Below are 22,760 nucleotides of genomic sequence, written 5' to 3'. Positions count from 1 at the left end.
CGACATGCATCAACTGAAACTTTTTTGTGCTTCAAGGGCAGGCAGGCGCGGTTGCGCCTCTTCGCACATCCCGATAACTCGTTGAAATAAAAGAAATCAAGGCGCATTCATGTGTAACCACAGTGTGAATTAACACAGCTTTAATTTTTGGCGAAGGGCCGTTACTATCGATTCAGCCTCGCGATTTTGGAGCCTTCTTTTTTGGCCCCGCCGCGCAGGCACTACCCCAGCCAAGATTTCTTGGAGAGAGAGAGCCAATGAATTTCCAGTCCAACAAGCTGCGTGACGCTGTCGTCGTCGCGCTGATCGCCGGTGCGGCGACGTCCGTAACAGCCCAGGCGCAGGAAGCGACCAACCTGGATCGCATTTCGGTAACCGGTTCGCGCATCAAGAGCACCGATATCGAAACCTCGCAGCCGGTCCTGAGCCTGACCCGCGCCGACATCGAGAAGCAGGGCGTGACCTCGGTCGCCGACATCCTGCAGCGCGTTGCCGCCAACGGTGCCGCACTGAACCGTACCTTCAACAATGGCGGCGACGGTACGTCCGGCATCAGCCTGCGCAACCTCGGTGCCGAACGCACCCTGGTGCTGGTCAACGGCCGTCGCTGGACCACCGGCCTGGATGGCAGCGTCGACCTCAACACCATCCCGGTTGCGATGATCGAGCGGATCGACGTCCTGAAGGACGGCGCTTCGACCATCTACGGTTCGGATGCCATCGCCGGCGTGGTGAACATCATCACCAAGCAGAACTTCGACGGCGCCGAAGCGAACTTCTACAAGGGCCAGTACAGCCAGGGCGACGGCGAGCGCGAAGCGGCCGACTTCACCATCGGCACCACCACCGACCGCGCGTCGCTGGTGCTCGGCGTGTCCTACGTGAAGGAAGGCACCGTGATGGCTGGTGATCGCAAGATCTCAGCCGGTGGCCCGCCGTTCTTCGGCGGCCAGAGCAGCACCGGTATCCCGGGCTCCTACATCCGCGATGACGAGCGCTATGTACTCATCAACGGCGTGCAGACCCCGTTCGACAGCGACGTGCATGGTTACAACACCTCGCCGGACAACTACCTGCTGACCCCGCAGGAACGCACCTCGCTGTTCGCCACCGGTTCCTACAACGTCACCGACAACATCACCTTCCGTACCGAGGCGATGTACAACGAGCGCAAGTCCGAGCAGCTGCTCGCGGCGATGCCGGTGACCGGCCGTCGCCTGAGCGCCAGCAGCATGTACAACCCGTTCGGCGAGGACCTGACCGGCGTGAATCGCCGCTTCAATGAAACCGGCGGCCGTTCGTTCAACCAGAACGTCAAGAACTGGCACTTCTACGGTGGTTTCGAGGGCTTCTTCGAATTCGCCGACCGCAACTTCGACTGGGACGTCGGCTACCGTTACGACAAGACCGACCAGAACGACCTGACCTACGGCCTGTTCAACGTCCAGCGCTTGAACGAAGCCTATGGCCCGTCGGCAATGCAGGGTGGCCAGGCCGTCTGTCTGACCGCAGCCGGCGCTGTCATTCCGGGCTGTGTGCCGATGAATCCGCTGGGCGGGCTGGGCTCGATCTCGCAGGAAGCACTGGACTACGCCTCCTTCACCGCGCATGACTCGGCCAGCCTGGTTTCCAAGAGCTACTACGCCAACATCTCCGGTGAAATCGTGCAGTTGCCGGCAGGTGCGCTGGGCTTCGCAGCAGGTTATGAAGGCCGTAAGGAAAGTGGCCAGTTCGATCCGGACGCGTTCATTGCCGCTGGCCTGAGCACCGGCAACGGCGCGGCACCGACCAAGGGCGCCTACGACCTGGACGAGTTCTTCCTGGAATTGTCGATCCCGGTGCTGGCTGACCTGCCGGGTGCCAAGCTGCTCGACTTCAGCGTGGCTTCGCGCTACTCGAAGTACAGCAACTTCGGCAACACCACCAACAACAAGTTCGGTTTCCGCTGGAAGCCGATCGATGACCTGATGGTGCGTGGTAACTACTCCGAAGGCTTCCGTGCGCCGAGCATCAACAACCTGTATCGCGGCGACGCCGATTCGTTCGAAACCTATGCCGATCCGTGCTCGGCCTCCAGCGGTCGTCGCACCGGTGCGGTGGCTGCGCAGTGCGCTGCTGAAGGCGTACCGGCGAACTTCCAGCAGCCGGGTGCCGGCAGCGGCGCCAACAAGCAGACGCCGGAAGCGTTCACCTGGAAGTCCAACCCTGATCTGAAGCCGGAAACCTCGACCAGCAAGACGCTGGGCCTGGTGTGGAGCCCGAGCTTCGTTACCGGCCTGAACGTCACCGTGGACTGGTGGCAGATCGAGGTCGAAGACGCCATCACCCGTCCGGCGATCGGCGACATCATGGATCGCTGCTACGGTGGTTCACCGCAGGAACAGGCAGCCTACTGCGGCCTGATCACCCGCGACCCGACCTACGGCACCGCGACCCAGCGCTATACCATCACCAACGTCGACATGCCGCTGCAGAACCTGTCCTCGTACAAGGTGGAAGGCTGGGATGTGGGCGTCCTGTACAAGCTGCCGGAAACCTCGTTCGGCCAGTTCACCGTCAGCTGGGACAGCACCTATCTGTCCAAGTGGGACACCAAGTCCACCGAAGATGCTCCGGTCGACGGCCGTGCCGGTCGCTACCTCGACCAGGATCCGTACTGGCGCATCCGTTCCAACCTGTACGTCGACTGGTCCTACGGTGATTTCGGCGTGAACTACGGTCTGCGCTACAAGTCGGGCATGACCGAAGAATGTCCGTTCGATCCGGTGCGCGACTCCGACCTGGTGGGCTACTGCTCCGACGGCCAGAACGGCAAGAACCACATGGCATCGACCACCTACCACGACATCCAGGTGCGCTACAACACCCCGTGGAAGGGCACGATCATGCTGGGTCTGAACAACGCATGGGACAAGCAGCCGCCGGTCTCGTACTCGACCTCGTACAACATGTTCGACCCGCAGTACGACCTGCCGGGCCGCTACATGTACATGCAGTACAAGCAGAAGTTCTGATCGATCCAGTGATCAGCTGATGCAGCAACGGCCCCGAAAGGGGCCGTTGTTTTTTGTGCGTTGGCCGCTGGCGTCAATGCCAACGAAAAAGGCCGCGGCACCGCCGCGGCCTTTCTGTATCCAGCGATGAAGAAACGCTCAGCCGTTCGGAATCAACGTATCGATCAGGTGCTCGACATACGCTTCGAAATCCTCACGCGCCTGCTTGGGCTGCTGCAGCTGCAACGACAACTGCAGGAAGCCTACATAGGCCGCATAGGCCAGGCGTGCGCGATGGCGTGCATCGGTCGAGCTCAGGCCCGCCTGGCGGAAGGAGGCGATCAGGTAATCGAGCCGTCGCTGCGACACACGGTCGATCACCGGTCGTACCATCGGATGGTCCAGCGCCTTCAACAGTTCGCTGTAGATAATGTGCGGCTGCACTTCGTGCGCCACCATCTGGAACAGCTGGCGCAGTCGCACGCGCGGGTCCGGCACGTCTTCCAGACTGCCGAACACCTGTTCCTGCTCGAACAGTTCCCAGCGTTCCAGCGCGGCCTGCAGCAGCGCATCACGCGAGGGGAAATGCCAGTAGAAACTGCCTTTGGTCACGCCAAGGCGGCGCGCCAGCGGCTCCACCGCGACGGCGCTGACACCTTGCTCGGCAATCAGATCGAGGGCCGCCTGGGCCCAGTCTTCGGCACTCAGGCGGCTGTTGCGGCCGGCACGCGGTTCGCCGGCGGAAGCGTCAGGTTGATTCATTTGCTGATTTAACCATACGCCGGGGTTCGTTGCAGTACGCGGTTGCGGCCGAAACCGTCGTCAACCGGGCCAGAAGGGATTCCTGCAGCGCACCATACCGTGCAGTATTGACTTCCTGCAGAAGCAATCCATACTAACGAGTATGGTTATGTCCCCTACTCCCGCTGCATTCCATGACCTGCGCCTGGAGGCTGCCCACGGCGCCTCGCTGGCTGCAACTGCCAGCACCTCCGGCCGTCGCGGGCGCGTGCTGTTCGCACACGGCTTTGGCCAGACCCGCCATGCTTGGACAACCACGGCCAAAGCACTGTCGGCCGCTGGCCTGCAGACGCTGGCCTACGACGCCCGCGGTCATGGCGATTCCGACTGGAATGCAGCCGATCTGGCCTATCACGGCGAGCAGTTCGCCGATGACCTGATCGTGCTTGCCGGCGAGCAGCCGCGACCGCCGGTGCTGGTGGCGGCCTCGATGGGGGGCCTGTTCGGCCTGTTGGCCGAATCGCGCTGGCCCGGGCTGTTCTCGGCCATGGTGCTGGTGGACATCACCCCGCGCTGGGATACCGCTGGCGTCGAACGCATCCTCGCCTTCATGACCGCGCACCCGGAAGGATTCGCCTCGCTGTCGCAGGCTGCCGATGTGATTTCGGCCTATGTGCCGCACCGCCCGCGCAAATCCGAGGATTCACTGCGCGCCCTGCTGCGCGAAGATGGCCATGGCCGCTGGCGCTGGCACTGGGACCCGCGCCTGGTGGCCGAGCTGGCCCGCGACAGCGAGCAGCACCAGGATGCACTGGCCGAGGCCGCGCGCCAGGTGAAGTGCCCCCTGCTGCTGGTCAGCGGTGGCCGCAGCGACCTGGTCACCCCGCAGACGGTGGCCGAATTCCTGGCATTGGCGCCACACGCACGCCACGTACAGTTGCCGCAGGCCACGCACATGGTCGCCGGTGATGACAACGACGCCTTTACCGCTACTGTGTTGGACTATCTGGACGTGTTGCCCGCAGCGGATGCTGCAGCTTCGTCCGCCATAAACGAGCACGTCACCGGAGCACGCTCATGAGCCTCGTCATTCCCTTCCTCGCCCTGCTGCTGGCAGGCGCGTTCGTTGCCTACCACCGCATGCGCCTGCTGACCTGGACGCTGATCAGCGTGGCCCTGTTGGTCGCCTGCTGGTTCATTCCTTACGTCAACCAGACCGCCACGATCGTCGCTGCCGCCGTACTGGCCGTGATCGTCGTGCCGCTGCTGCTGCCGTTCATCCGCAAGCCGCTGCTGACCGGCCCGATGATGAAGGTGTTCCGCAAGGTGCTGCCGCCGCTGTCGCAGACCGAGCGGATCGCCCTGGAAACCGGCTCGGTCGGCTTCGAAGGCGAACTGTTCACCGGTGACCCGGACTGGAACATCCTGCTGAACTACCCCAAGCCGCAGCTGACTGCTGAAGAGCAGGCCTTCCTCGATGGCCCGGTCGAAGAGCTGTGCAAAATGGTCAACGACTGGGAGATCACCCACGTCCATGCCGACCTGCCGCCGGAGCTGTGGAGCTTCATCAAGAAGAACAAGTTCTTCGGCATGATCATTCCGAAGGAATACGGCGGCCTGGGCTTCAGCGCGCTGGCCCACCACAAGGTGATCCAGAAGCTGGCATCAGTGTCGAGCGTGGTCAGCTCCACCGTTGGCGTACCGAACTCGTTGGGCCCGGGTGAGCTGCTCAACCATTACGGCACCCAGGAACAGAAAGACCAGTACCTGCCGCGCCTGGCCGATGGCCGCGAAGTGCCCTGCTTCGGCCTGACCGGCCCGTTCGCCGGCTCGGACGCCACCTCGATCCCCGATTACGGCATCGTCTGCAAGGGCGAGTGGAACGGCGAGCAGGTCCTCGGCGTCAAGCTCACCTTCGACAAGCGCTACATCACGCTGGCCCCGGTGGCCACGCTGATCGGCCTGGCCTTCCGCATGTACGACCCGGATGGCTTGATCGGCACCACCCGCGATATCGGCATCACCTTGGCCCTGTTGCCGCGTGACACCGCCGGTGTGGAAATCGGCCGTCGCCATTTCCCGCTCAACTCGACCTTCCAGAACGGCCCGATCCGTGGCAAGGATGTCTTCATCCCGCTGACCCAGCTGATCGGCGGCGCCGAGAAGGCCGGCAAGGGCTGGAACATGCTCAACGAGTGCCTGGCCGTCGGCCGCTCGATCACCCTGCCCTCCACCGCCAGTGGCGGTGCCAAGGCCGGCGCGGTGGTGACCGGTGCCTACGCGCGTATCCGCAAGCAGTTCGGCCTCTCGGTCGGCCGCTTCGAAGGCGTGGAAGAAGCGCTGGCCCGCATTGGTGGCAAGGCGTACAAGATCAGCGCGCTGTCGCAGGCCACCGCTGCCGCTGTGGACCGCGGTGACGTGCCGTCGGTGCCGTCGGCGATCGCCAAGTACCACTGCACCAACATGAGCCGTGAAGTGATCTCGGACGTGATGGACGTGATCGGCGGCAAGGGCATCATCCTGGGGCCGCGCAACTTCGCCGGCCGCAGCTGGCAGGCCGCGCCGATCGCCATCACGGTGGAAGGCGCCAACATCATGACCCGCAGCCTGCTGATCTTCGGCCAGGGTGCGATCCTCTGCCACCCGTGGGTGCTGAAGGAAATGAAGGCTGCGCAGGATCCGGACACCCGTGCCGGCCTGCAGGACTTCGACCGCAGCCTGTTCGGCCACATCCGCTACGGCATCTCAAACGCCGTGCGTTCGTTCTGGTTCGGCCTGACCGGCGCGCGCTTCGGCGCTGCCCCGGGCGATGCCTACACCCGCCGCTACTTCCGCAAGCTGGACCGCTACTCGGCCAACCTGGCGCTGATGGCCGACATCTCGATGATGACGCTGGGCGGCAAGCTGAAGTTCAAGGAATCGCTGTCTGGTCGCCTGGGCGACGTGCTGAGCCACGTCTACATGACCAGCGCCATGCTCAAGCGCTACCACGACGAAGGTGCGCCGCAGGCCGACCAGCCGCTGCTGGCCTGGGCCTTCCATGACAGCGTGCACAAGATCGAGGAATCGCTGTCGGCGGCCCTGCGCAACTTCCCGATCCGTCCGATCGGCTGGCTGATGTGGGCGCTGATCTTCCCGCTGGGCCGTCGTGCCGAGGCCCCGGGCGACCGCCTGAGCCGTCGCGTGGCTGCGCTGCTGATGGCACCGAACGAAGCCCGTGACCGCCTCGCCAGCGGCGTGTTCCTGACCCCGTGCGAGAACAACCCGGGTGGCCGCATCAACAGCTACCTGAGCAAGGCGATCATGGCCGAGCCGGTGGAGCGCAAGTTCATCAAGGCGCTCAAGACCAAGGGCATCGAAGCGCTGGATTTCGTCACCCAGTTGGACGAGGCCGTGGCCGAAGGCGTGATCACCCAGGACGAACGCACCCTGCTCGAGGAGCTGCGTACGCTCACCCTGGAAACCATCACCGTGGACGACTTCGATCCGGAAGAGCTGCGCTCGGCGGGCTACTACAAGCGCGAACAGAAGGGCGCGCAGTCGCAGGCCGCGTGATCGCAGCCACCATGTAAACGACAACGGCGGACTTCGGTCCGCCGTTTCTTTAGGGAGACACCCGATGTCTGCTCCACTGCTTACGCTTTACCACCGCCTGCAGCGCTGGCCTGCCGGCAACTGGTTGTTCTCGCGCGCGGTGTGCTTCAAGGCACCCTACTTCGCCAGCATCGCCCCGCGCATCACTCTCCTCGAGAACGGCCGTTGCGAGGGCACGCTGGCCGACCGCCGCAGGGTGCGCAACCACATCGGCACGGTGCACGCGATCGCGATGTGCAACCTGGCCGAGCTGACCGCCGGGCTGATGGTCGACGCGTCGCTGCCGAAGGGCATGCGCTGGATCCCGAAGGGCATGCAGGTGCAGTACCTGGCCAAGGCGCGCGGCACGCTGCACGCGGTGGCGTTGCCGGCGCAGCCGATCGTGGTGGCAGCGGAAGGCTACGCGTTGCCGGTGACGGTGAGCGTGCGCGACCACGCGGGCACGGAAGTGTTCAGTGCGGTCATCGACATGTGGGTGTCGCCGGCGAAGTGATGTTCCAGCGAACGGCGCAGCCCCTCGTGGGTTGGTCGCGGAAAGCGCTGGTTTGGCTGGGGGCGGTGGGTTCGCGGGGGACGCCGTGAACCCATCCCTGGGGGCTTGGCCGCGGCATCCATGCCGCGGACACCCCCGCGAACCCACCGCCCCCAGCCTCTGACAGTTCTCTGCGGCGTCCACCCACGCAAGAGAAAAAAGAAGAGCAAAAGCAAAAACAAAAGCGGCCCGGTGGCCGCTTTTTTCATGCGCGCAGAACCCACGAGCGCAGCGACCCGCTGTTGCTCTTGATCTTCTTTTTCTTCTCCGTGGGCTGGCCGCGCACGGAAACTGTCGGGGGTCGGGCGGATGGGCTGGGCAGGGGTGTCCGCGGCATGGATGCCGCGGCCAAGCCCCCAGGGATGGGTTCACGGCGTCCCCTGCCCAGCCCATCCGCCCGGCCACCCCCATGACCCGCATTCCGCGACCAACCCACGAGGGGCTCAGCCGTTGGCTGGAAACTCACGCCACCGCGCGAAGAATCAACGCCAGGATCGCCGGCACCGCCTGGATCATGAAAATGCGCCGGCTCACGCTGTACGCGCCATAACAGCCCGCCACCACCACGCACGCCAGCGAGAACGTCACCAGCACCGGCTGCGCCAGCACCAGCCCCAACACGATGCCTGCCGCCAGGAAGCCGTTGTACAGGCCCTGGTTGGCCGCCAGCACCCGCGTGGTCTCCGCCTTCTCCGGCGTATTGCGGAACGTCTTCAGGCCCAGCGGGCGGGTCCACAGGAACATTTCCAGCACCAGGAAATAAACGTGCAGCAGTGCGACCAGCAGGGTCAGGGCGAGCGCGATCCAATACATGGGCGGTTCCTTGAACAGGGATGGAGAATGGGGTCAGATCCCTTTCCCTGCGGGAAAGGGATCTGACCCCGGAAAATCAACGGTCGCGCGGGAGCTTCTTTTCTTCGCGCAGCACGCCGAACGCCGCCAGCGTCATCAACCCGGCCACGGCAACGCCACCGATGAACACCACGTGCGAGCCGAACAGCGACAGCGCCTTGTGCAGCCAGGTGAAGCTCAGGTCGGCACCGCGGTAGACCACCGTGTCGATGGCTGCGCCGGCCTTGTAGCGCCACTGGCGGTCCACGCGGGTGTAGATGGTTTCGCGCGCTGGCTTGAACAGCGAGAACTCGCTGGCCCGGGTCAGCACCTGCACCACCGCCACCATCATCGGCAGTGGCGACGCAGCAAGCACAGAGAAGCCGAGCAGGATGGCGAAGGCGGGAATCAGCAGGGCCGGGGCGATGCCATGGCGCGACAGTAGCCAGCGGGTCAGGCTCAGCTGCAGCAGCAGCGTCAATGCGTTCACCGCGAGGTCGATGCGCGAGAAGAACGCAGTGCTGGCGGCCGGATCGCTGAAGGCCGCACGTACGATACTGGCCTGCTGGTTGTACAACAGGGTGCCCACGCCCACACCGAACATCACCAGGACTGCCAGCCAGCGCAGCAGGGGCTCGCGCACGATCAGCTTCAGACCATCGAGCACGCTTCCACCCATCGGCATTTCACCCGACACCAGCTGCTGCTCGCGTTCGCGCAGTACCGCCCAGTGCCGCAGGCGCCAGATGCAGAACAGGCAGATGACCAGGAAACCGGCCGACACCAGCATCAGGTTGGCGATGCCCACGCGCTGCGCCAGCGCACTGGTGATGAGCGGGCCGAGGAAGGCGCCGACCGTGCCGGCCGCACCGATATATCCGTAGTAGGCCCGCGCCTGCGCATTGGAGAACACGTCGGCCATGAAGCTCCAGAACACGGCCACTGCGAACAGGTTGAACACCATCACCCATAGGAAGAAGGCCATGCCCCGCCCCGGCACTTGGCTGTCGAACAGCGCATAGAAGCCCAGCAGGGTGGCGATGAAGAAGCCGTACACCGCCGGCAGGAATACCCGCCGCGGGAAGCGGCTGACCAGCCAGCCGTAGACCGGCTGCAGCACCAGCATGATCACGAACACGCAGGAGAACAGGAACTGCAGGACGAAGTCCTTCAGCGCGATGCCGTGGCTGGCGAACCAGGCGATCAGCACCGGTGGGAACACCGTCTCCAGGTCGGCCGAGGCGGCCATCGCCTCGCGCACCGGGCGCAGCACGTAGTAACCGCTGAGCAGGCAGAAGAAGTACAGGAACGACCACCACAGCGCCGGCGACTCGCGCAGCGCTGCGACCAGCTTCTTCAGCGGACCGCCCGTCCCGGCCGCGCTCACGCGGCTCCCCTCGCCAGCGAACGGCGGTTGGACAGCGGCATGGCAGGCTCCGGGGGCAGTGAAGCGCGTACGTTATCCAATGCACTGCAACATCGCCAGCGCAGGCTGCACCGATGGCTGCAACGAAGTGTCACGGCATCCCACGCATGACACCTTCTGACACCCGCTTTTGCGGTGTCAAAAATCCAACTTTTTCAACAAGATGCGCATTCATCTTCGCTTTGTTTGTGCACAGGCGAAAAGCGGCGCTAGAATCATCCCCAGCAGTCGCGCACGGGTTCCAACCGATGAAAAAGAACAGCCTGCGTCGTCCGATCCGTTCGGCGGCCACCGGTTTGCTGGGCATGTTGATGCCCCTTGCATTGTCCACCACCGCGCAGACCCCGCCGGCCCTGCCGCCGATGCCGACCAACATCGAGACCGCTGCCGGTGGCGCCATTGCCCACACCCAACCGGCGGCCTACCGCACCGGCCTGGTGCCGCAGGTGCAGTTGCCGGCCGCCGGCTTCAACGTCGCCAACATCGAATCGATGGCGCAGCAGCTCACCTATGGCGAGCGCGTGCCGGGCATGGCGGTGGCCATCGTGCAGGGCGGCCGCGTGCTCAGCGCGCGCGGCTACGGCGTCACCGACGTCAACAACCCTTTGCCGGTCGACGCCCATACCGTGTTCCGCCTGGCGTCGCTGTCCAAGGCCTTCGCCGGCACCATGGCTGGCCTGCTGGTCAACGATGGCACACTGCGCTGGGACAGCAAGGTCACCGACTATGTGCCGGGCTTCCGCCTGAACTCGCCGGAGGCCACCGACCGCCTGACCGTGGCCGATGTACTCAGCCACCGCGTCGGCCTGCCGTACAACGCCTACGACCGCGACATCGAAGGCAACGCCGAGTACTACGCGCTGACCCAGAAGCTGGCCAACACCGGCCTGAAGTGCCTGCCGGGCGACTGCTACGCCTACCAGAACGTGGCCTTCAGCCTGATCGGCGACGTCGTGTATGCCGCCTCCGGCAGTTTCTACGAGCAGTCGGTCGAACGCCGCATCTTCAAGCCGCTGGGCATGAACGATGCCAGCCTCGGCCTGGCCGGCATCCAGGCCAGCTCGCGCTGGGCGCGCCCGCATGTGCGCAGCCGCAACGGCTGGGTATCGCTGACGCCGAAGCCGACCTATTACCGCGTAGCCCCTGCTGCCGGCGTCAACGCCAGCGCCAGTGACATGGCGCAGTGGTTGCTGGCCCATACCGGCCACCGCCCGGACGTGCTGCCGGCGCCGCTGCTGGCGACCCTGCACTCCAGCCTGATCAACACCCCGGGCGAGATGCGCTCGGGCTGGCGCCGCGAACGCCTGCACTCGGCCGGCTACGCGCTGGGCTGGCGCACCTTCGACTACGCCGGTCACGACGTGGTGTTCCATGCCGGCGCCGTGCAGGGTTACCGCGGCCTGGTGGCATTGGTGCCCGAGCGCGACCTCGGCATCGCCATCATGTGGAACGGTGAAAGCGGCCTGCCCAGCGGCCTGCTGCCAACCGTGCTCGACGCCGCCCTCGGCCTGCCGTCGCAACGTTGGCTGGACGTGGACACCGACTTCGGCAGCGACAACCTGATGGCCGAGGGCGCCGCCCCGGCACAGCAGGACAAGCGCAAGGGCAAGGGTGCCTCGGGCAACCGCGCGGTGGCCTCGCCGCGCTGAGCTGGCGAGCTCGACCTTAAGCAGAAGGGCGGCCCTCGGGTCGCCCTTTTTGTTTGCGCGTCGGCGTCCTGCACGCGGCGCCAAACCTGACCGACCACGCCGGCCGCGCATCGACGATGCTAGTGGGCGAAGTAGTGCATTCCTCCATCCACCGGAATCACCGCGCCGGTGATGTACCCCGCCAACGGTGAGGCCAGGAACGCGACCAGGTGCGCCACCTCCTCCGGCTCACCGAAACGCCCCATCGGAATGTTGCGGGCGATGAACTCACGCCGGCTCTCTTCGGTGGGATGCAGGCGATCCAGGATCTGCGCGCTGTTGATACGCCCCGGTGCAATCGAGTTGACGGTGATGCCCTCGCCCGCCACGTCGCAGGACAGCCCCTTGCTCCACAGATGCAGCGCCGCCTTCGCCGGGCTCGCGGCATTCACCGCACGCGGCTCCATCGAGCCACTGAGGTTGATGACACGCCCCCAGCCATTGGCCCGCATCGACGGCAGCAACGCCTGCGTCAGCCGCCGTGCTGACGAGAAGTTCAGCGCCATCGCCTCGTCCCACACCTCATCTGCTGCCGACACCCCGGCCAGCCGCGCACCGCCGGCCGCATTGACCAGGATATCCACGCGCTGCAGCGCCTCCAGCGACGCGCTGGCGATGCGCTGCACATCGTCGGCGTCGGTCAGATCACCCATCACCACCACCGGTACCGGCCCACCCGCCGCCTCGATCGCGGCCGCCACCGACTGCAACGACGTCTGCCGCCGCGCCGTGATCGCCACGCGCACACCCAGCGTTGCCAACACCCGCGCGACACCGGCGCCGATGCCACTGCCTGCGCCGGTGACCAGTGCGGTACGTCCTTCAAGATCGAGTTTCATGTGTTGCCCTGCCAGGTTCTGCCGGCCCATCTGGCCGTGCGGACATGCTCTTTGAATACCCTCGATTGATAAACTCCGGCGAGGTTTCAACATTCAGAACCCGGGGTTTCAGATGAACCTGTTGGAGAGCATGCAGGTCTATGTGCTGGCCGTGGAAAAGGGCAGCCTCAGTGCCGCGGCATCGGCACTGGACATCTCCGCGACGATGGCCGGCAAACACCTGCGCGCACTGGAAGGACGGCTGGGCATGCAGCTGCTGAGCCGCACCACGCGACGGCAGCACATGACCGCTTTCGGTGAGGCCTACTACGGCCGCTGCAAGGAGATCCTGCGCCTGGTGGAGGAAACAGATGCGCAGGCCCAGCATCATCGTCTGGCACCGGCAGGCAAGCTGCGGATCAGTGCACCGGTGATCTTCGGCACGCATGCGCTGGTGCCGGCACTGTCGACCTACATGGACCGCTACCCTGAGGTCAGTGTCGAACTGGTCCTGACCGATCGCGTGGTCGAACTGACCGATGAGGGATTCGAGGCCGCCATCCGCATCGGAATGCTTGCCGACACCACGCATCTGGTGGCGCGTCCGCTCAGCCCCTATCGGCTGACCCTGTGTGCATCACCGGCCTACCTCGCACGGCATGGCACGCCGCACAGCGTGCAGGCGCTGCGGCAGCATCAATGCCTGTCACTGGACCCGGCGGCGCTGTCGCACTGGCTGGGCAACGAAGCAATGTCGGCAGGGCCGCTACCCTCACGCCTGCAGATCAACAATGGCGAAGCGTTGCGGCTGGCCGCGCTGCAGGGGCTGGGCATCATCCTGCAGTCGAGCCTGCTGCTGGCGGCGGACATCGATGCCGGTCGCCTGGTCCCGTTGCTGCCGGCACACGGCCAGCACGGTCGGCCCATGCACGTGGTCTATTCGCACGACCGCTATCACTCGACCCGGCTGCGCAGCTTCGTGGAGTTTATGGTCGAGCGGTTTCCCCGCGAAGCAGCTGATCATCGCAACTGGCCAGGCGCAGACAGCCCATAAAAAAACCCCCTCCCCGCTGGGCAGTCGGGGAAGGGGTCTCAGGGTACGGCTATCGGGAAGTACTTAGATCAGCGGTGCCGGAGTTGCCGGAAGGGCCACCGGGGCGGCCTTCTTCTTGCGGGCGGCCGGCTTGCGCTTGGCAACCTTCTTGGCAGCCTTCTTCGGGGCAGCCTTCTTGGTGGCCTTCTTCGCAGTCTTCTTCACCGCCTTCTTGGCGGTCTTCTTTACCGCCTTCTTTACTGCCTTCTTGGCGACTTTCTTCGCCGGCTTGCGGGCAGTGGCTTTCTTGGCGGTCTTCTTTACGGCTTTCTTGGCAGTCTTCTTGGTGGCCTTCTTGGCTACCTTCTTGACGGCCTTCTTCGCGGTCTTCTTTACGGCCTTCTTGGCAGTGGACTTCTTGGCTACCTTCTTCGCAGCCTTCTTCACTGTCTTCTTTGCCGTAGCCTTCTTGGCGACCTTCTTGGCAGCCTTCTTCACTGCCTTCTTGGCGGTCGCCTTCTTCGCGACCTTTTTCACTGCCTTCTTGGCAGCGGCCTTCTTGGCGACCTTCTTCACCGCTTTCTTGGCGGCGGGCTTTTTCTTCGCAGCTTTCTTGGTTGCCATGGTGATGGCTCCTCGTCAGTGATAGGGAGTTGAAACGCCCAGGTGGATCAAACCCGCCCATGCTGCGTGCGGGGACCGCCGGCGCGTCAGGCGCGCCGTTACGGATGCGGTGATGCCCGCCACGATCGGCGGAGCAGGCATCGGAACAGGGGTCGCCTTGCATTTCTCCGGGGGAAGCGGGGCCATGTCCACCGTCTTGAGGATCGCGGTGGTCTTCGAGGGGCTGCTTCGCATCGGACGATTGATTCTGCGCACTCGGTTTGGCAGGCAAGGTCTGCTGAGGCGAAACCTAATCACGGTTTTTTTTACTGTCAACAACCCCCGCGAAAAATTTTCACATCCGCCGCGTCCCGGGAACCCTTCCCGCGCCTGCCGATGCTCGTTCGCGAGCGCCGGCAAACACTGCATTGCGCATCGTCGCTGCCATCAACTGCGCACGAGCAGCGAAGAAAAAACACTTGAAATAAGCACTCTGCGTCATGTAGGAGCATGAAGCAGAACGTCGCGCGGCGACGCGGCCATGCATGGCGACGCACACGCCAACGCCAGCACAACGGACCTGCAACAAGACCAAAAAGTTTTCACATCCTGGCGTGCCTCCGCGGGGGTGGAAACGCGGATTTGCGCAAAACTGCGCACGCCTTTTGGCCGCGCTCAACACCGGCTGATGCCATGGCGATGGCATGCGGCGAACCGGTCGGCATAAGTTCGACGCGTCCTCCAGAACGAAAACGGCCACCCGAGGGTGGCCGTTTTCGTACCGGGGAAACGACGACTCAGTGCTCTTCGTCTTCCAGGCCTTCGGCATACGCGTCCGGGTCCAGCAGCTCGTTGAGCTCTTCGCTGTTGGACACTTCGACCACGAACATCCAGCCGTCGCCGTAGGCGTCTTCGTTGATGGTTTCCGGCTTGTCGGCCAGCGCCGAGTTGACCTCGACGATGGTGCCGCTGATCGGGCTGTAGACGTCGGAGGCGGCCTTCACCGACTCGACGACCGCGATCTGCTCGTTGGCCTTGGCGGTCGTGCCGACTTCCGGCAGCTCGACGTAGACCAGGTCACCCAGCAGGCCCTGAGCGTGGTCGGAAATACCGACGGTAACGCGGCCATTGCCTTCGACACGGGCCCACTCATGGGACTTGAGGAACTTGAGGTCGCCGGGGATCTCGCTCATGGGACTGCTCCAGAGATATGCAGGGGGTGGAAAAAACGGGGCTAGTGTAACCAACCGGCCGCCACTGCTGGCAGTGACGACCGGCACGTTTGGATCATGCGTCGGTGAGTACGCCGGGCTGGGCCTGGCCTTCGCGCACGAACGGGAACTTGACCACCCGCACCGGCACCTGACGGCCGCGGATGTCGACGGTGACCTGGCCGAGTTCACCGGCCGGCACGCGCGCGAAAGCGATGCCCTTGGCCAGGGTCGGCGAGAAGGTGCCGGACAGGATCTCGCCCTGGCCGCCGGCGGTGGTGACCGCCTGACCATGGCGCAGCACGCCCTTCTCATCCATCACCAGGCCGATCATCTGACGTGCGTTGCCGGCCGCCTTCTGCGCCTCCAGCACGTCGCGGCCGATGAAGTCGCGACCTTCGTCCAGCGACACTGTCCAGGCCAGCGCCGCCTCGTACGGGCTGATCACTTCGTCCATGTCCTGGCCGTACAGATTCATGCCGGCTTCCAGGCGCAGGGTGTCGCGCGCACCGAGGCCGGCCGGCTTCACGCCGGCGGCGATCAGGCGGTTCCAGAACGCGACCACGGCATCCTGCGGCAGCAGGATCTCGAAACCGTCTTCGCCGGTGTAGCCGGTGCGGGCAACGAACAGTTCAACGCCGTCGTCGGACTGCACCTGCAGCGCGGCGAAGCGGCCGAGCTTGCCCAGCGACTCACGGTCGGCTTCGCGGGCCAGGCCGATGACGATGTCGCGCGCCTGCGGCCCCTGCACGGCGAGGATCGCCAGGTCCGGACGCTGCTCGACCGAGACGTTGAACGGCGCAGCCTGCTCGCGCAGCCAGGCCAGATCCTTCTCGCGGGTGGAGGCATTGACCACCATGCGGAAGAAATCTTCGCCCAGGTAATAGACGATCAGGTCGTCGATGACGCCGCCCTGCGGATTCAGCATGCACGAGTACAACGCCTTGCCGGTGGCCTTGAGCTTGTCGACCGAGTTGGCCAGCAGGCGACGCAGGAACGGCTTGACCTGGTCGCCGCGCAGGTCGACCACGGTCATGTGGCTGACGTCGAACACGCCCGACTCACGACGCACCAGGTGGTGCTCGTCCAGCTGCGAGCCGTAGTGGATGGGCATGTCCCAACCCCCGAAATCGACCATCTTGGCGCCAAGGGCGCGGTGGGTATCGTTGAGCAGCGTCTTCTGGGTCATGACCGGGTCCGGCAGCAGAGGAAACAAGAACGCGCATTATCCCAGATCGGTCGGCCGCAGGTCGCGCCGCAGCGCAGCGGGGGTGTTGGCCGGCCTGCGGCCGGCGGACGCTTTCTACAAGCCAGAGCGCAAAGCGTGTCGGCTCGGCGAAGTCGACGGCTTGGCTGGAGCGGTAGGGGCGATCGGGACACGCCGTGAACCCGTCCCTGGGGGCTCGGTCGCGCCATCCATGGCGCGAACGGTCCCGCTCGCCCCTACCGCTCCAGCCTTTCAACGTTCCCGGTGACGGGACGGAAGGCAAATGCCAGAGCAAGAGCAGATTTGGGTGTCGATACATATATAGAGAGAAGGGTCGGAGCCCCTTCCTGCGGAAAGGGATCCGACCCCGGGCGCACGGAGCGCAGCGACCCGCTTTTGCTTATCGCTTTTAATTTCTTCTCCGTGGGCTGGACGCGCACGGAAACTGTCGGGGGTCGGGCAGGTTGGGTTCGCGGGACCGTTGGCGCCATGGATGGCGCCATCGAGCCCCCAGGAATGGGTTTACGGCGTGTCCCGCGAACCCAACCCGCCCGACCCTACAAACAGACCCCGACGCATCAAGCGACCACCCACGAGGGGCTGCGCCGTTGGCTGGAAAACTCAGCCGGCCGCTTCGACCACCAGCGCACTGCCCTGCACCGCCACCACCCGCACCAGCGTGCCGGCCGGCAGCTCCGGCCCACTCACCTGCCACGACGCGTCATCGATGCTGACCCGGCCCTGCCCGCCGACGATGGCCTGCTGCAATGGCACCACCCGCCCGACAAGCTGTTCAGCGCGACGGTTGAGCAGCGGCGCGTCGCTCTGCCGCGCGCGCGGCTTGCCCCAGTGCCGGTAGCACTGGATCGACAGCACGCTCAGCACCACGAAGGCGACCACCTGCCACAGCACCGGGATATCGGCGAACACCGCCACCAGCGCGAACACCGCCGCCGCACCGATGCCGATCCACAGCATGAACGCGCCGGGCGCCAGCGCTTCCGCGGCGAACAGCAACAACGCCAATGCACCCCAGGCAACGACTTCCCAGCGCATGTCAGCCTCCAATCGGCGGCGGGCGCTTGGCCGGCGGCCGGGTTTCCTGGTTGGACAGGGCCTGCTTGGCCAGTTCGGCCACGCCGGCAATCGAACCAATCACCCCGCTGGCCTCCATCGGCATCAGCACCAGCTTCTGGTTCGGCGACGTGGCCAGCGCCTTGAACGCTTCCACATACTTCTGTGCGATGAAGTAGTTGATGGCCTGGACATCACCGTCGGCGATCGCCGCCGACACCACCTGGGTCGCCTTGGCTTCGGCTTCGGCCAGACGCTCGCGGGCTTCGGCGTCGCGGAACGCGGCCTCGCGCCGCCCCTCCGCTTCCAGCACCGTGGCCTGCTTCTCGCCTTCGGCGCGCAGGATCTCGGACTGTCGCGAACCTTCCGCCTCGAGGATCTGTGCGCGCTTCTCGCGCTCGGCCTTCATCTGCCGTGCCATCGCATCGAGCAGGTCGCGCGGCGGCTGGATGTCGCGGATCTCGATGCGGTTGACCTTCACGCCCCAGGGGTTGGTCGCATGGTCGACCACGCTGAGCAGCTTGGCGTTGATCACCTCGCGCTGGCTGAGTGATTCATCCAGGTCCATCGAGCCGATCACGGTACGGATGTTTGTCTGCACCAGGGCGATCATCGCCACTTCCAGCACGGACACCTCGTAGGCGGCCTTGGCTGCGTCCAGTACCTGGAAGAACACCACGCCATCGACACGCACCGCGGCGTTGTCCTTGGTGATCACTTCCTGGCCGGGCACGTCCAGCACCTGCTCCATCATGTTCACCTTGCGTCCCACCCCGTAGACGATCGGGATCAGGAAATGCAGGCCGGGCGACATCGTGTGGGTGTAACGGCCGAACCGCTCGACGGTCCACTCATAACCCTGCGGCACCATCCGTACCGCCTTGAACAGGATGACCACGGCCACGAAGGCCAGTACCGCGCTGAAGAACATGGTCGGGAACATCGCGCTTTCCTTATGGGAGACGTCCGGAGCCCAGCATAGCGCGCGGATGCAGGCAGTGCGGGTGCGGGACGTTCCAGCGGAAAGCAGCCGAGCGTGGCCCGGCTCTACAGCATGGGCCCGGTCAGATCCGGGTCGTGGCCAGGAAGCGCTCGCGGTCCTGCTGGGTCTGCCGGCGGATCTCGGCCAGCGCCTGGCTTTCGGTCGCCTCCAGCATCGCCTCGAACAGGCGCTGGAAGTGATGCCGCATCGCATTGCGTGCCGCGACCGGATCGCGCGCACGCAGACCCTCGAAGATCGCCATGTGCTCGTCGGCGCGACTGGCGCCATCGTCGTGGCATACCCGGGCATAGACCTCGGTCACCCGCGGCAGCTCGCTGCGCATGCGCCAGATCTGCTGCACCAGATACTCCACCACCGGATTGCCCGACAGGCGGGCGATGGCCAGGTGGAAGCGGCGGTCGTAATCGCCGGCCTCGTCATCGGTGAGGTCACGCCGGCACAACGCTTCGGCCAGTACCTGCAGCTCGGCGATGCCGGCCTCATCGATATTGCTTGCCGCCAGCGCGGCAGCTTCTGCCTCGAACACGGCACGCGCAGCGGTCAGGTCGAAGGCGCTGATATCGGGCAGCCCGCCGGCAGCCTGTGCCGGGCGCGGCTTCACATAGACACCCGAGCCGATACGGATCGCGATCCAGCCCTGCGCTTCCAGGGCGATTTCCGCCTCGCGGATGGTCACCCGGCTGACGCCGAAGCGTTCGGCAAGTTCACGTTCGCCCGGCAGGCGCGAACCCGACGGATATTCGCCATCTTCGATCAGCTTGCGGAGCTTGGCGGCGATGGTCTGGTAGAGACGGTTGGCGGACATGCGGCTGACCCTTGGCGGTTCCCTCCGGGCCCGTCCCCGGCCACCGGGCACGGTGCGGGTCCGGTTGGAGCGACGGCGCGACCATTGGCCGCGCCGCCCTGTTCAGAACTTGTATCGTACACCGAAATACGCGCGCCGCCCGTAGCTCACCACCTCGCGGAAATTACCGTAAAGCGGCTGGTATGCCACGCGTGGCTCGTTGGTCAGGTTCATCAGTTCCAGCGACAGCGACAGCTGCTTGTTCACCCGGTAACGCAGGCGCAGGTCGACGCTGGTGTTGTCATCGTAATAGCGGTTCTGCTGCGCCGTGTTCCCGGTGAAGTCCTGGTAATAGTGCGAACGGAACTTGCCGATGGCCTGGATGTTGAAGCGGCCCACATCCCAGTAGAGGGAACCGGACAGCACGTGCCGCGAGAATCCGCTCAGGCCTGCCGGCGGCACGATGGCCGGGATGATCGATCCGTCGGCAGCCAACTGCTCGCCCAACCGTGAATCCTGGGTCTGGTAGTCGGCGTCGGCATAGTTGTAGCTGACCTTGAAGCCGAGACCATCGAACGGCTTGGGCAGATACGAGAACCGGTGGGTGGCACTGAGCTCGATACCGGTCAGGGTGCTGTCCTCGTCGGTGGTCACCTGCTGGCGCACCGGCACGGTCACCGTCTGTCCGTTGATGGTGTAGGTTTCCGGCACCAGCGCGGTGGCGGTGCCACCGTTGAACTGCTTCCAGTACACCGCACCGGCCAGCAGCGTGTCCGGGTTCGCATACCACTCCAGCGAGACATCACCGTTCCAGGACATCAACGGCTGTGCGGCCGGATTGCCGCTGGCACTGATGTCATCCAGCGCGTCGGCCAGGCCGGTATAGGTGGCATCGCTGCTGACATTGATGGTTCGACCGGCACCGAGTGCGGCGATATCCGGGCGTGACATCGCACGATACGCGCCTACCCGCAGCAGCAGGTCCGGCTTCAGCTCGAAGGCGGCATTCAGGCTTGGCAGCAGCTTGTCGTTGCCCGACTTGAACACCTGGGTGGTGAAATCACCCGTGGGTTGCAGGCGGATCGTGCCGTCGCCGTTGTCGATGATCGCCAGGTCGGTGCGCACACCTTCCGAGCGCACGTCGGTCTTGACCCAGCGCAGGCCGACATTGCCAGTAACCGGCAATCCGAACAGCGTGCTGCTGAACTCGCCCATCAGGTACAGCGCGCGGGTTTTCTCGGTCACGTCGACGTTGTTCGGATCCTGGAAATCCGGGTCCAGGCCGCTGTCGCTGGTGCCGCGGAAGGACTCGTAGAGGCAGCTCGGATCGAAGTACGCCCACGAGGAGATCGTGTTGCCGCTGGCCGCATCCATGAAGTCGTCCTGCGGGAACGGTGCACGGCAGGCACGGTTGGCGGCAATGATCTTCGCTTTGTCGGCCGCCACGCGCTGGTCGTAGTCGGTCACCAGGGTGTTGTCGCGCAGGCGGTAGTCGGCCTGGCTGGCGCGCACGCCACCCTTGATGCGGGTGAAGAAACCGGACTCGGGCATGAAGCTGGCATCGAAGCGGCCGGCCTTGATCTTGTGGTCGTTCTCGGTCGCGCTGGAGGTCACCCGCGCCGCACCGGTGTAGGCATCCCAGTTGTTCGGATCGAAGTTCGGCGCCAGCGCCACGCTCGGCACCTCGCCATGCCAGTCCCAGTCGTAGTCGACATAGCCGGTGGCACCGCTGCTGATGCCCGGCACGATGGCGTTGTTGACGTCGCGCTGGTTGGCGCGCAGCCGGGTCATGCGCTCGCTGTCCAGGCGGTTGGTATGCGAATAGGAAACATCGGTGGACAACTCCCAGGCCGGGCTCGGGCGCAGGATCAGGTTGAGGCCGCCGCCGGTGTATTCCTCGCCGCGCCAATAGCGGTTGGAGGTCGAATCGATGGAGGTGCTGCCATGCAGGTGACGGACGATGCCGTCCTCGTCCACGACACGCTGGGTGATGCCGCGACGTGCGTTGGACAGGCTCAGGTCGCTGCGGTTCTCGTCCCAGTTGCGCTCGGTATGCTCGAAATCGAGGTTGACCTCGACCACGTCGTTGGGCCGCCACTGGACCGCCGCGAATTCGCTCTGGCGATCATTGCGTTCCTGCTTCATGCGATAGATGCGGCTGCTTGGCACCAGGTAATAGGGGGCGCCGTTGGCGATGGCCTGCGCGCTGACTTCACTGCAGTTGGCATTGGCCACATTCTGCCTGCCATCACAGGCATACCAGGTGGAACCGCTGGTGATGCTCTCCTCCGGATCGGTGCCCTCCAGCCGCTGGACGCCCAGCGAGATGCCGAGCTTCTGGCCGTTGCCGAATTCGAACTGGTCGATGTAGCTGGCGGTACCGCGATAGCCGATGCCATCGTCGTCGCGGTACTTCTTGTCATACTCGGCCCAGCTGCCACGCAGATCGATCTGCGCCGAGCGCTTGCCGTACTCCAGCGGCTTGACCGTCTCCAGCCCGATGGTGCCGGCGACACCGCCTTCGATGATGTCGGCACGCTGGGTCTTGTAGATTGCCACCGTGTTGATCAGCTCGGCCGGGAACATGTTGAAGTTCACCGAGCGGTCGCCGCTGCCGTTGGTGATCTCGCGGCCATTGAAGTTGGTGCTGCTGAGGAATGCGCCAAGGCCACGGATCGAGATTTCCGACGCGCCGGTCTTGTCGCGGGTCGAGGCGGCACCGGTCAGCGTTTCGATCGCATCGGCCAGCGACGGCGCGGGCAGGTCGCCGATGTCATCGGCCGACAACACATCGGCGATCACCGTGTCGTCGCGCTTCTTGTTGATCGAACTCTGCATCGACTCGCGGATGCCGGTGACCTGGACCTGGTCCAGGGTGGTGGCGTCCTGCCCGGAACCGGTAGCGGCAGACTGCGCCTGTACGGCCGGCGAAGCCGCCAGCGCAGCGAGCAGCGCCACGATCAGTGGTGTGGGTGACAACGGTGTACGACGTACAACTCCGGCAGGTAGCCGCATGGTTTTCCTCCTCCCAAAGGATCGCCCGGACGGTAGGCGTGGGACGCAGCTTCGACACGCCGACACAGAAATGTCAACCAACTGGACTGGATTTTTCGTAATACCTTTGATTCAGACCGGTTGCCCGCCATTTCATGTGCTGATGCAGCATGACTTTGCGCGCAACGTGGCTTACAACACACCCAACAAGTGGTATGCACACCCACT

Annotated in this window: 18 protein-coding genes; 7 read left to right on the top strand and 11 right to left on the bottom strand. The window is 64.7% G+C overall.

Annotated features, from left to right (window positions below):
* The first annotated feature begins 257 nt into the window (after positions 1 to 257).
* A complete protein-coding gene (locus ACQ5SA_RS11950; RefSeq protein ID WP_363732100.1) occupies positions 258 to 3,014 on the top strand; it encodes a TonB-dependent receptor plug domain-containing protein in 2,757 nt (918 codons plus the stop codon).
* A 138-nt stretch (positions 3,015 to 3,152) separates the two neighbouring features.
* On the opposite strand, the gene ACQ5SA_RS11945 is transcribed toward ACQ5SA_RS11950, so the two are convergent.
* Positions 3,153 to 3,755, bottom strand: a complete 603-nt coding sequence (locus ACQ5SA_RS11945) for a TetR/AcrR family transcriptional regulator (RefSeq protein WP_025877807.1) — start codon at positions 3,753 to 3,755, stop codon at positions 3,153 to 3,155.
* A 142-nt stretch (positions 3,756 to 3,897) separates the two neighbouring features.
* Between ACQ5SA_RS11945 and ACQ5SA_RS11940 the strand changes: the two genes are divergently transcribed.
* From ACQ5SA_RS11940 to ACQ5SA_RS11930, 3 genes are all read left to right on the top strand, one after another.
* Complete coding sequence (locus tag ACQ5SA_RS11940; RefSeq protein WP_033831779.1) at positions 3,898 to 4,815, top strand: alpha/beta fold hydrolase; 918 nt, start codon at positions 3,898 to 3,900, stop codon at positions 4,813 to 4,815.
* On the top strand, positions 4,812 to 7,289 hold the full coding sequence (locus ACQ5SA_RS11935) for an acyl-CoA dehydrogenase (RefSeq protein WP_089236501.1): 2,478 nt from the start codon (positions 4,812 to 4,814) through the stop codon (positions 7,287 to 7,289). Before ACQ5SA_RS11940 ends, ACQ5SA_RS11935 begins: the two co-directional genes overlap by 4 nt.
* Before the next feature lie 64 nt (positions 7,290 to 7,353).
* On the top strand, positions 7,354 to 7,821 hold the full coding sequence (locus ACQ5SA_RS11930; protein WP_499314345.1) for a hotdog fold domain-containing protein: 468 nt from the start codon (positions 7,354 to 7,356) through the stop codon (positions 7,819 to 7,821).
* 501 nt (positions 7,822 to 8,322) lie between these two features.
* Here ACQ5SA_RS11930 and ACQ5SA_RS11925 read toward each other — a convergent pair.
* Together ACQ5SA_RS11925 and ACQ5SA_RS11920 are read right to left on the bottom strand one after the other, a co-directional pair.
* The gene (locus ACQ5SA_RS11925; protein WP_499314344.1) at positions 8,323 to 8,673 is read right to left on the bottom strand and encodes a DUF1304 domain-containing protein; all 351 of its coding nucleotides are present in this window, start codon (positions 8,671 to 8,673) and stop codon (positions 8,323 to 8,325) included.
* A gap of 76 nt (positions 8,674 to 8,749) precedes the next feature.
* Complete coding sequence (locus tag ACQ5SA_RS11920; RefSeq protein ID WP_499314343.1) at positions 8,750 to 10,078, bottom strand: NTP/NDP exchange transporter; 1,329 nt, start codon at positions 10,076 to 10,078, stop codon at positions 8,750 to 8,752.
* A 287-nt stretch (positions 10,079 to 10,365) separates the two neighbouring features.
* On the opposite strand from ACQ5SA_RS11920, the gene ACQ5SA_RS11915 reads away from it, so the two are divergent.
* Positions 10,366 to 11,766 (top strand): serine hydrolase domain-containing protein, encoded by a 1,401-nt coding sequence (locus tag ACQ5SA_RS11915; RefSeq protein ID WP_089236505.1) that lies wholly within the window; start codon positions 10,366 to 10,368, stop codon positions 11,764 to 11,766.
* 119 nt (positions 11,767 to 11,885) lie between these two features.
* On the opposite strand, the gene ACQ5SA_RS11910 is transcribed toward ACQ5SA_RS11915, so the two are convergent.
* Entirely contained in the window at positions 11,886 to 12,644 is a 759-nt protein-coding gene (locus ACQ5SA_RS11910; RefSeq protein ID WP_353098583.1) for an SDR family NAD(P)-dependent oxidoreductase, read from the bottom strand.
* Between the two features lie 112 nt (positions 12,645 to 12,756).
* Here ACQ5SA_RS11910 and ACQ5SA_RS11905 point away from each other — a divergent pair, with 112 nt between their 5' ends.
* Complete coding sequence (locus ACQ5SA_RS11905; protein WP_499314342.1) at positions 12,757 to 13,677, top strand: LysR family transcriptional regulator; 921 nt, start codon at positions 12,757 to 12,759, stop codon at positions 13,675 to 13,677.
* A 63-nt stretch (positions 13,678 to 13,740) separates the two neighbouring features.
* Here ACQ5SA_RS11905 and ACQ5SA_RS11900 read toward each other — a convergent pair whose 3' ends face one another.
* Entirely contained in the window at positions 13,741 to 14,232 is a 492-nt protein-coding gene (locus ACQ5SA_RS11900) for a hypothetical protein (RefSeq protein ID WP_346587773.1), read from the bottom strand.
* A 160-nt stretch (positions 14,233 to 14,392) separates the two neighbouring features.
* Between ACQ5SA_RS11900 and ACQ5SA_RS11895 the strand changes: the two genes are divergently transcribed.
* Entirely contained in the window at positions 14,393 to 14,773 is a 381-nt protein-coding gene (locus tag ACQ5SA_RS11895; RefSeq protein WP_353098580.1) for a hypothetical protein, read from the top strand.
* A gap of 283 nt (positions 14,774 to 15,056) precedes the next feature.
* On the opposite strand, the gene gcvH is transcribed toward ACQ5SA_RS11895, so the two are convergent.
* From gcvH to ACQ5SA_RS11865, 6 genes are all read right to left on the bottom strand, one after another.
* Positions 15,057 to 15,452, bottom strand: coding sequence for a glycine cleavage system protein GcvH (gcvH, locus tag ACQ5SA_RS11890; RefSeq protein WP_089236509.1), 396 nt, complete (start codon positions 15,450 to 15,452; stop codon positions 15,057 to 15,059).
* 94 nt (positions 15,453 to 15,546) lie between these two features.
* Complete coding sequence (gene gcvT / locus ACQ5SA_RS11885) at positions 15,547 to 16,659, bottom strand: glycine cleavage system aminomethyltransferase GcvT (RefSeq protein ID WP_499314341.1); 1,113 nt, start codon at positions 16,657 to 16,659, stop codon at positions 15,547 to 15,549.
* Between the two features lie 639 nt (positions 16,660 to 17,298).
* Positions 17,299 to 17,733, bottom strand: coding sequence for an NfeD family protein (locus tag ACQ5SA_RS11880; protein WP_099818856.1), 435 nt, complete (start codon positions 17,731 to 17,733; stop codon positions 17,299 to 17,301).
* Position 17,734: 1 nt separating this feature from the next.
* Positions 17,735 to 18,694, bottom strand: coding sequence for an SPFH domain-containing protein (locus ACQ5SA_RS11875; RefSeq protein ID WP_191078164.1), 960 nt, complete (start codon positions 18,692 to 18,694; stop codon positions 17,735 to 17,737).
* Positions 18,695 to 18,815: 121 nt separating this feature from the next.
* A complete protein-coding gene (locus ACQ5SA_RS11870) occupies positions 18,816 to 19,559 on the bottom strand; it encodes a FadR/GntR family transcriptional regulator (protein ID WP_499314340.1) in 744 nt (247 codons plus the stop codon).
* A 102-nt stretch (positions 19,560 to 19,661) separates the two neighbouring features.
* Positions 19,662 to 22,553, bottom strand: a complete 2,892-nt coding sequence (locus ACQ5SA_RS11865) for a TonB-dependent receptor (protein WP_499314339.1) — start codon at positions 22,551 to 22,553, stop codon at positions 19,662 to 19,664.
* Positions 22,554 to 22,760: the final 207 nt, after the last annotated feature.

It is taken from the genome of Stenotrophomonas indicatrix, from assembly GCF_050573115.1.
Lineage (GTDB): Bacteria > Pseudomonadota > Gammaproteobacteria > Xanthomonadales > Xanthomonadaceae > Stenotrophomonas > Stenotrophomonas lactitubi_A.
This window is presented reverse-complemented; position numbering and strand designations above follow the sequence as displayed.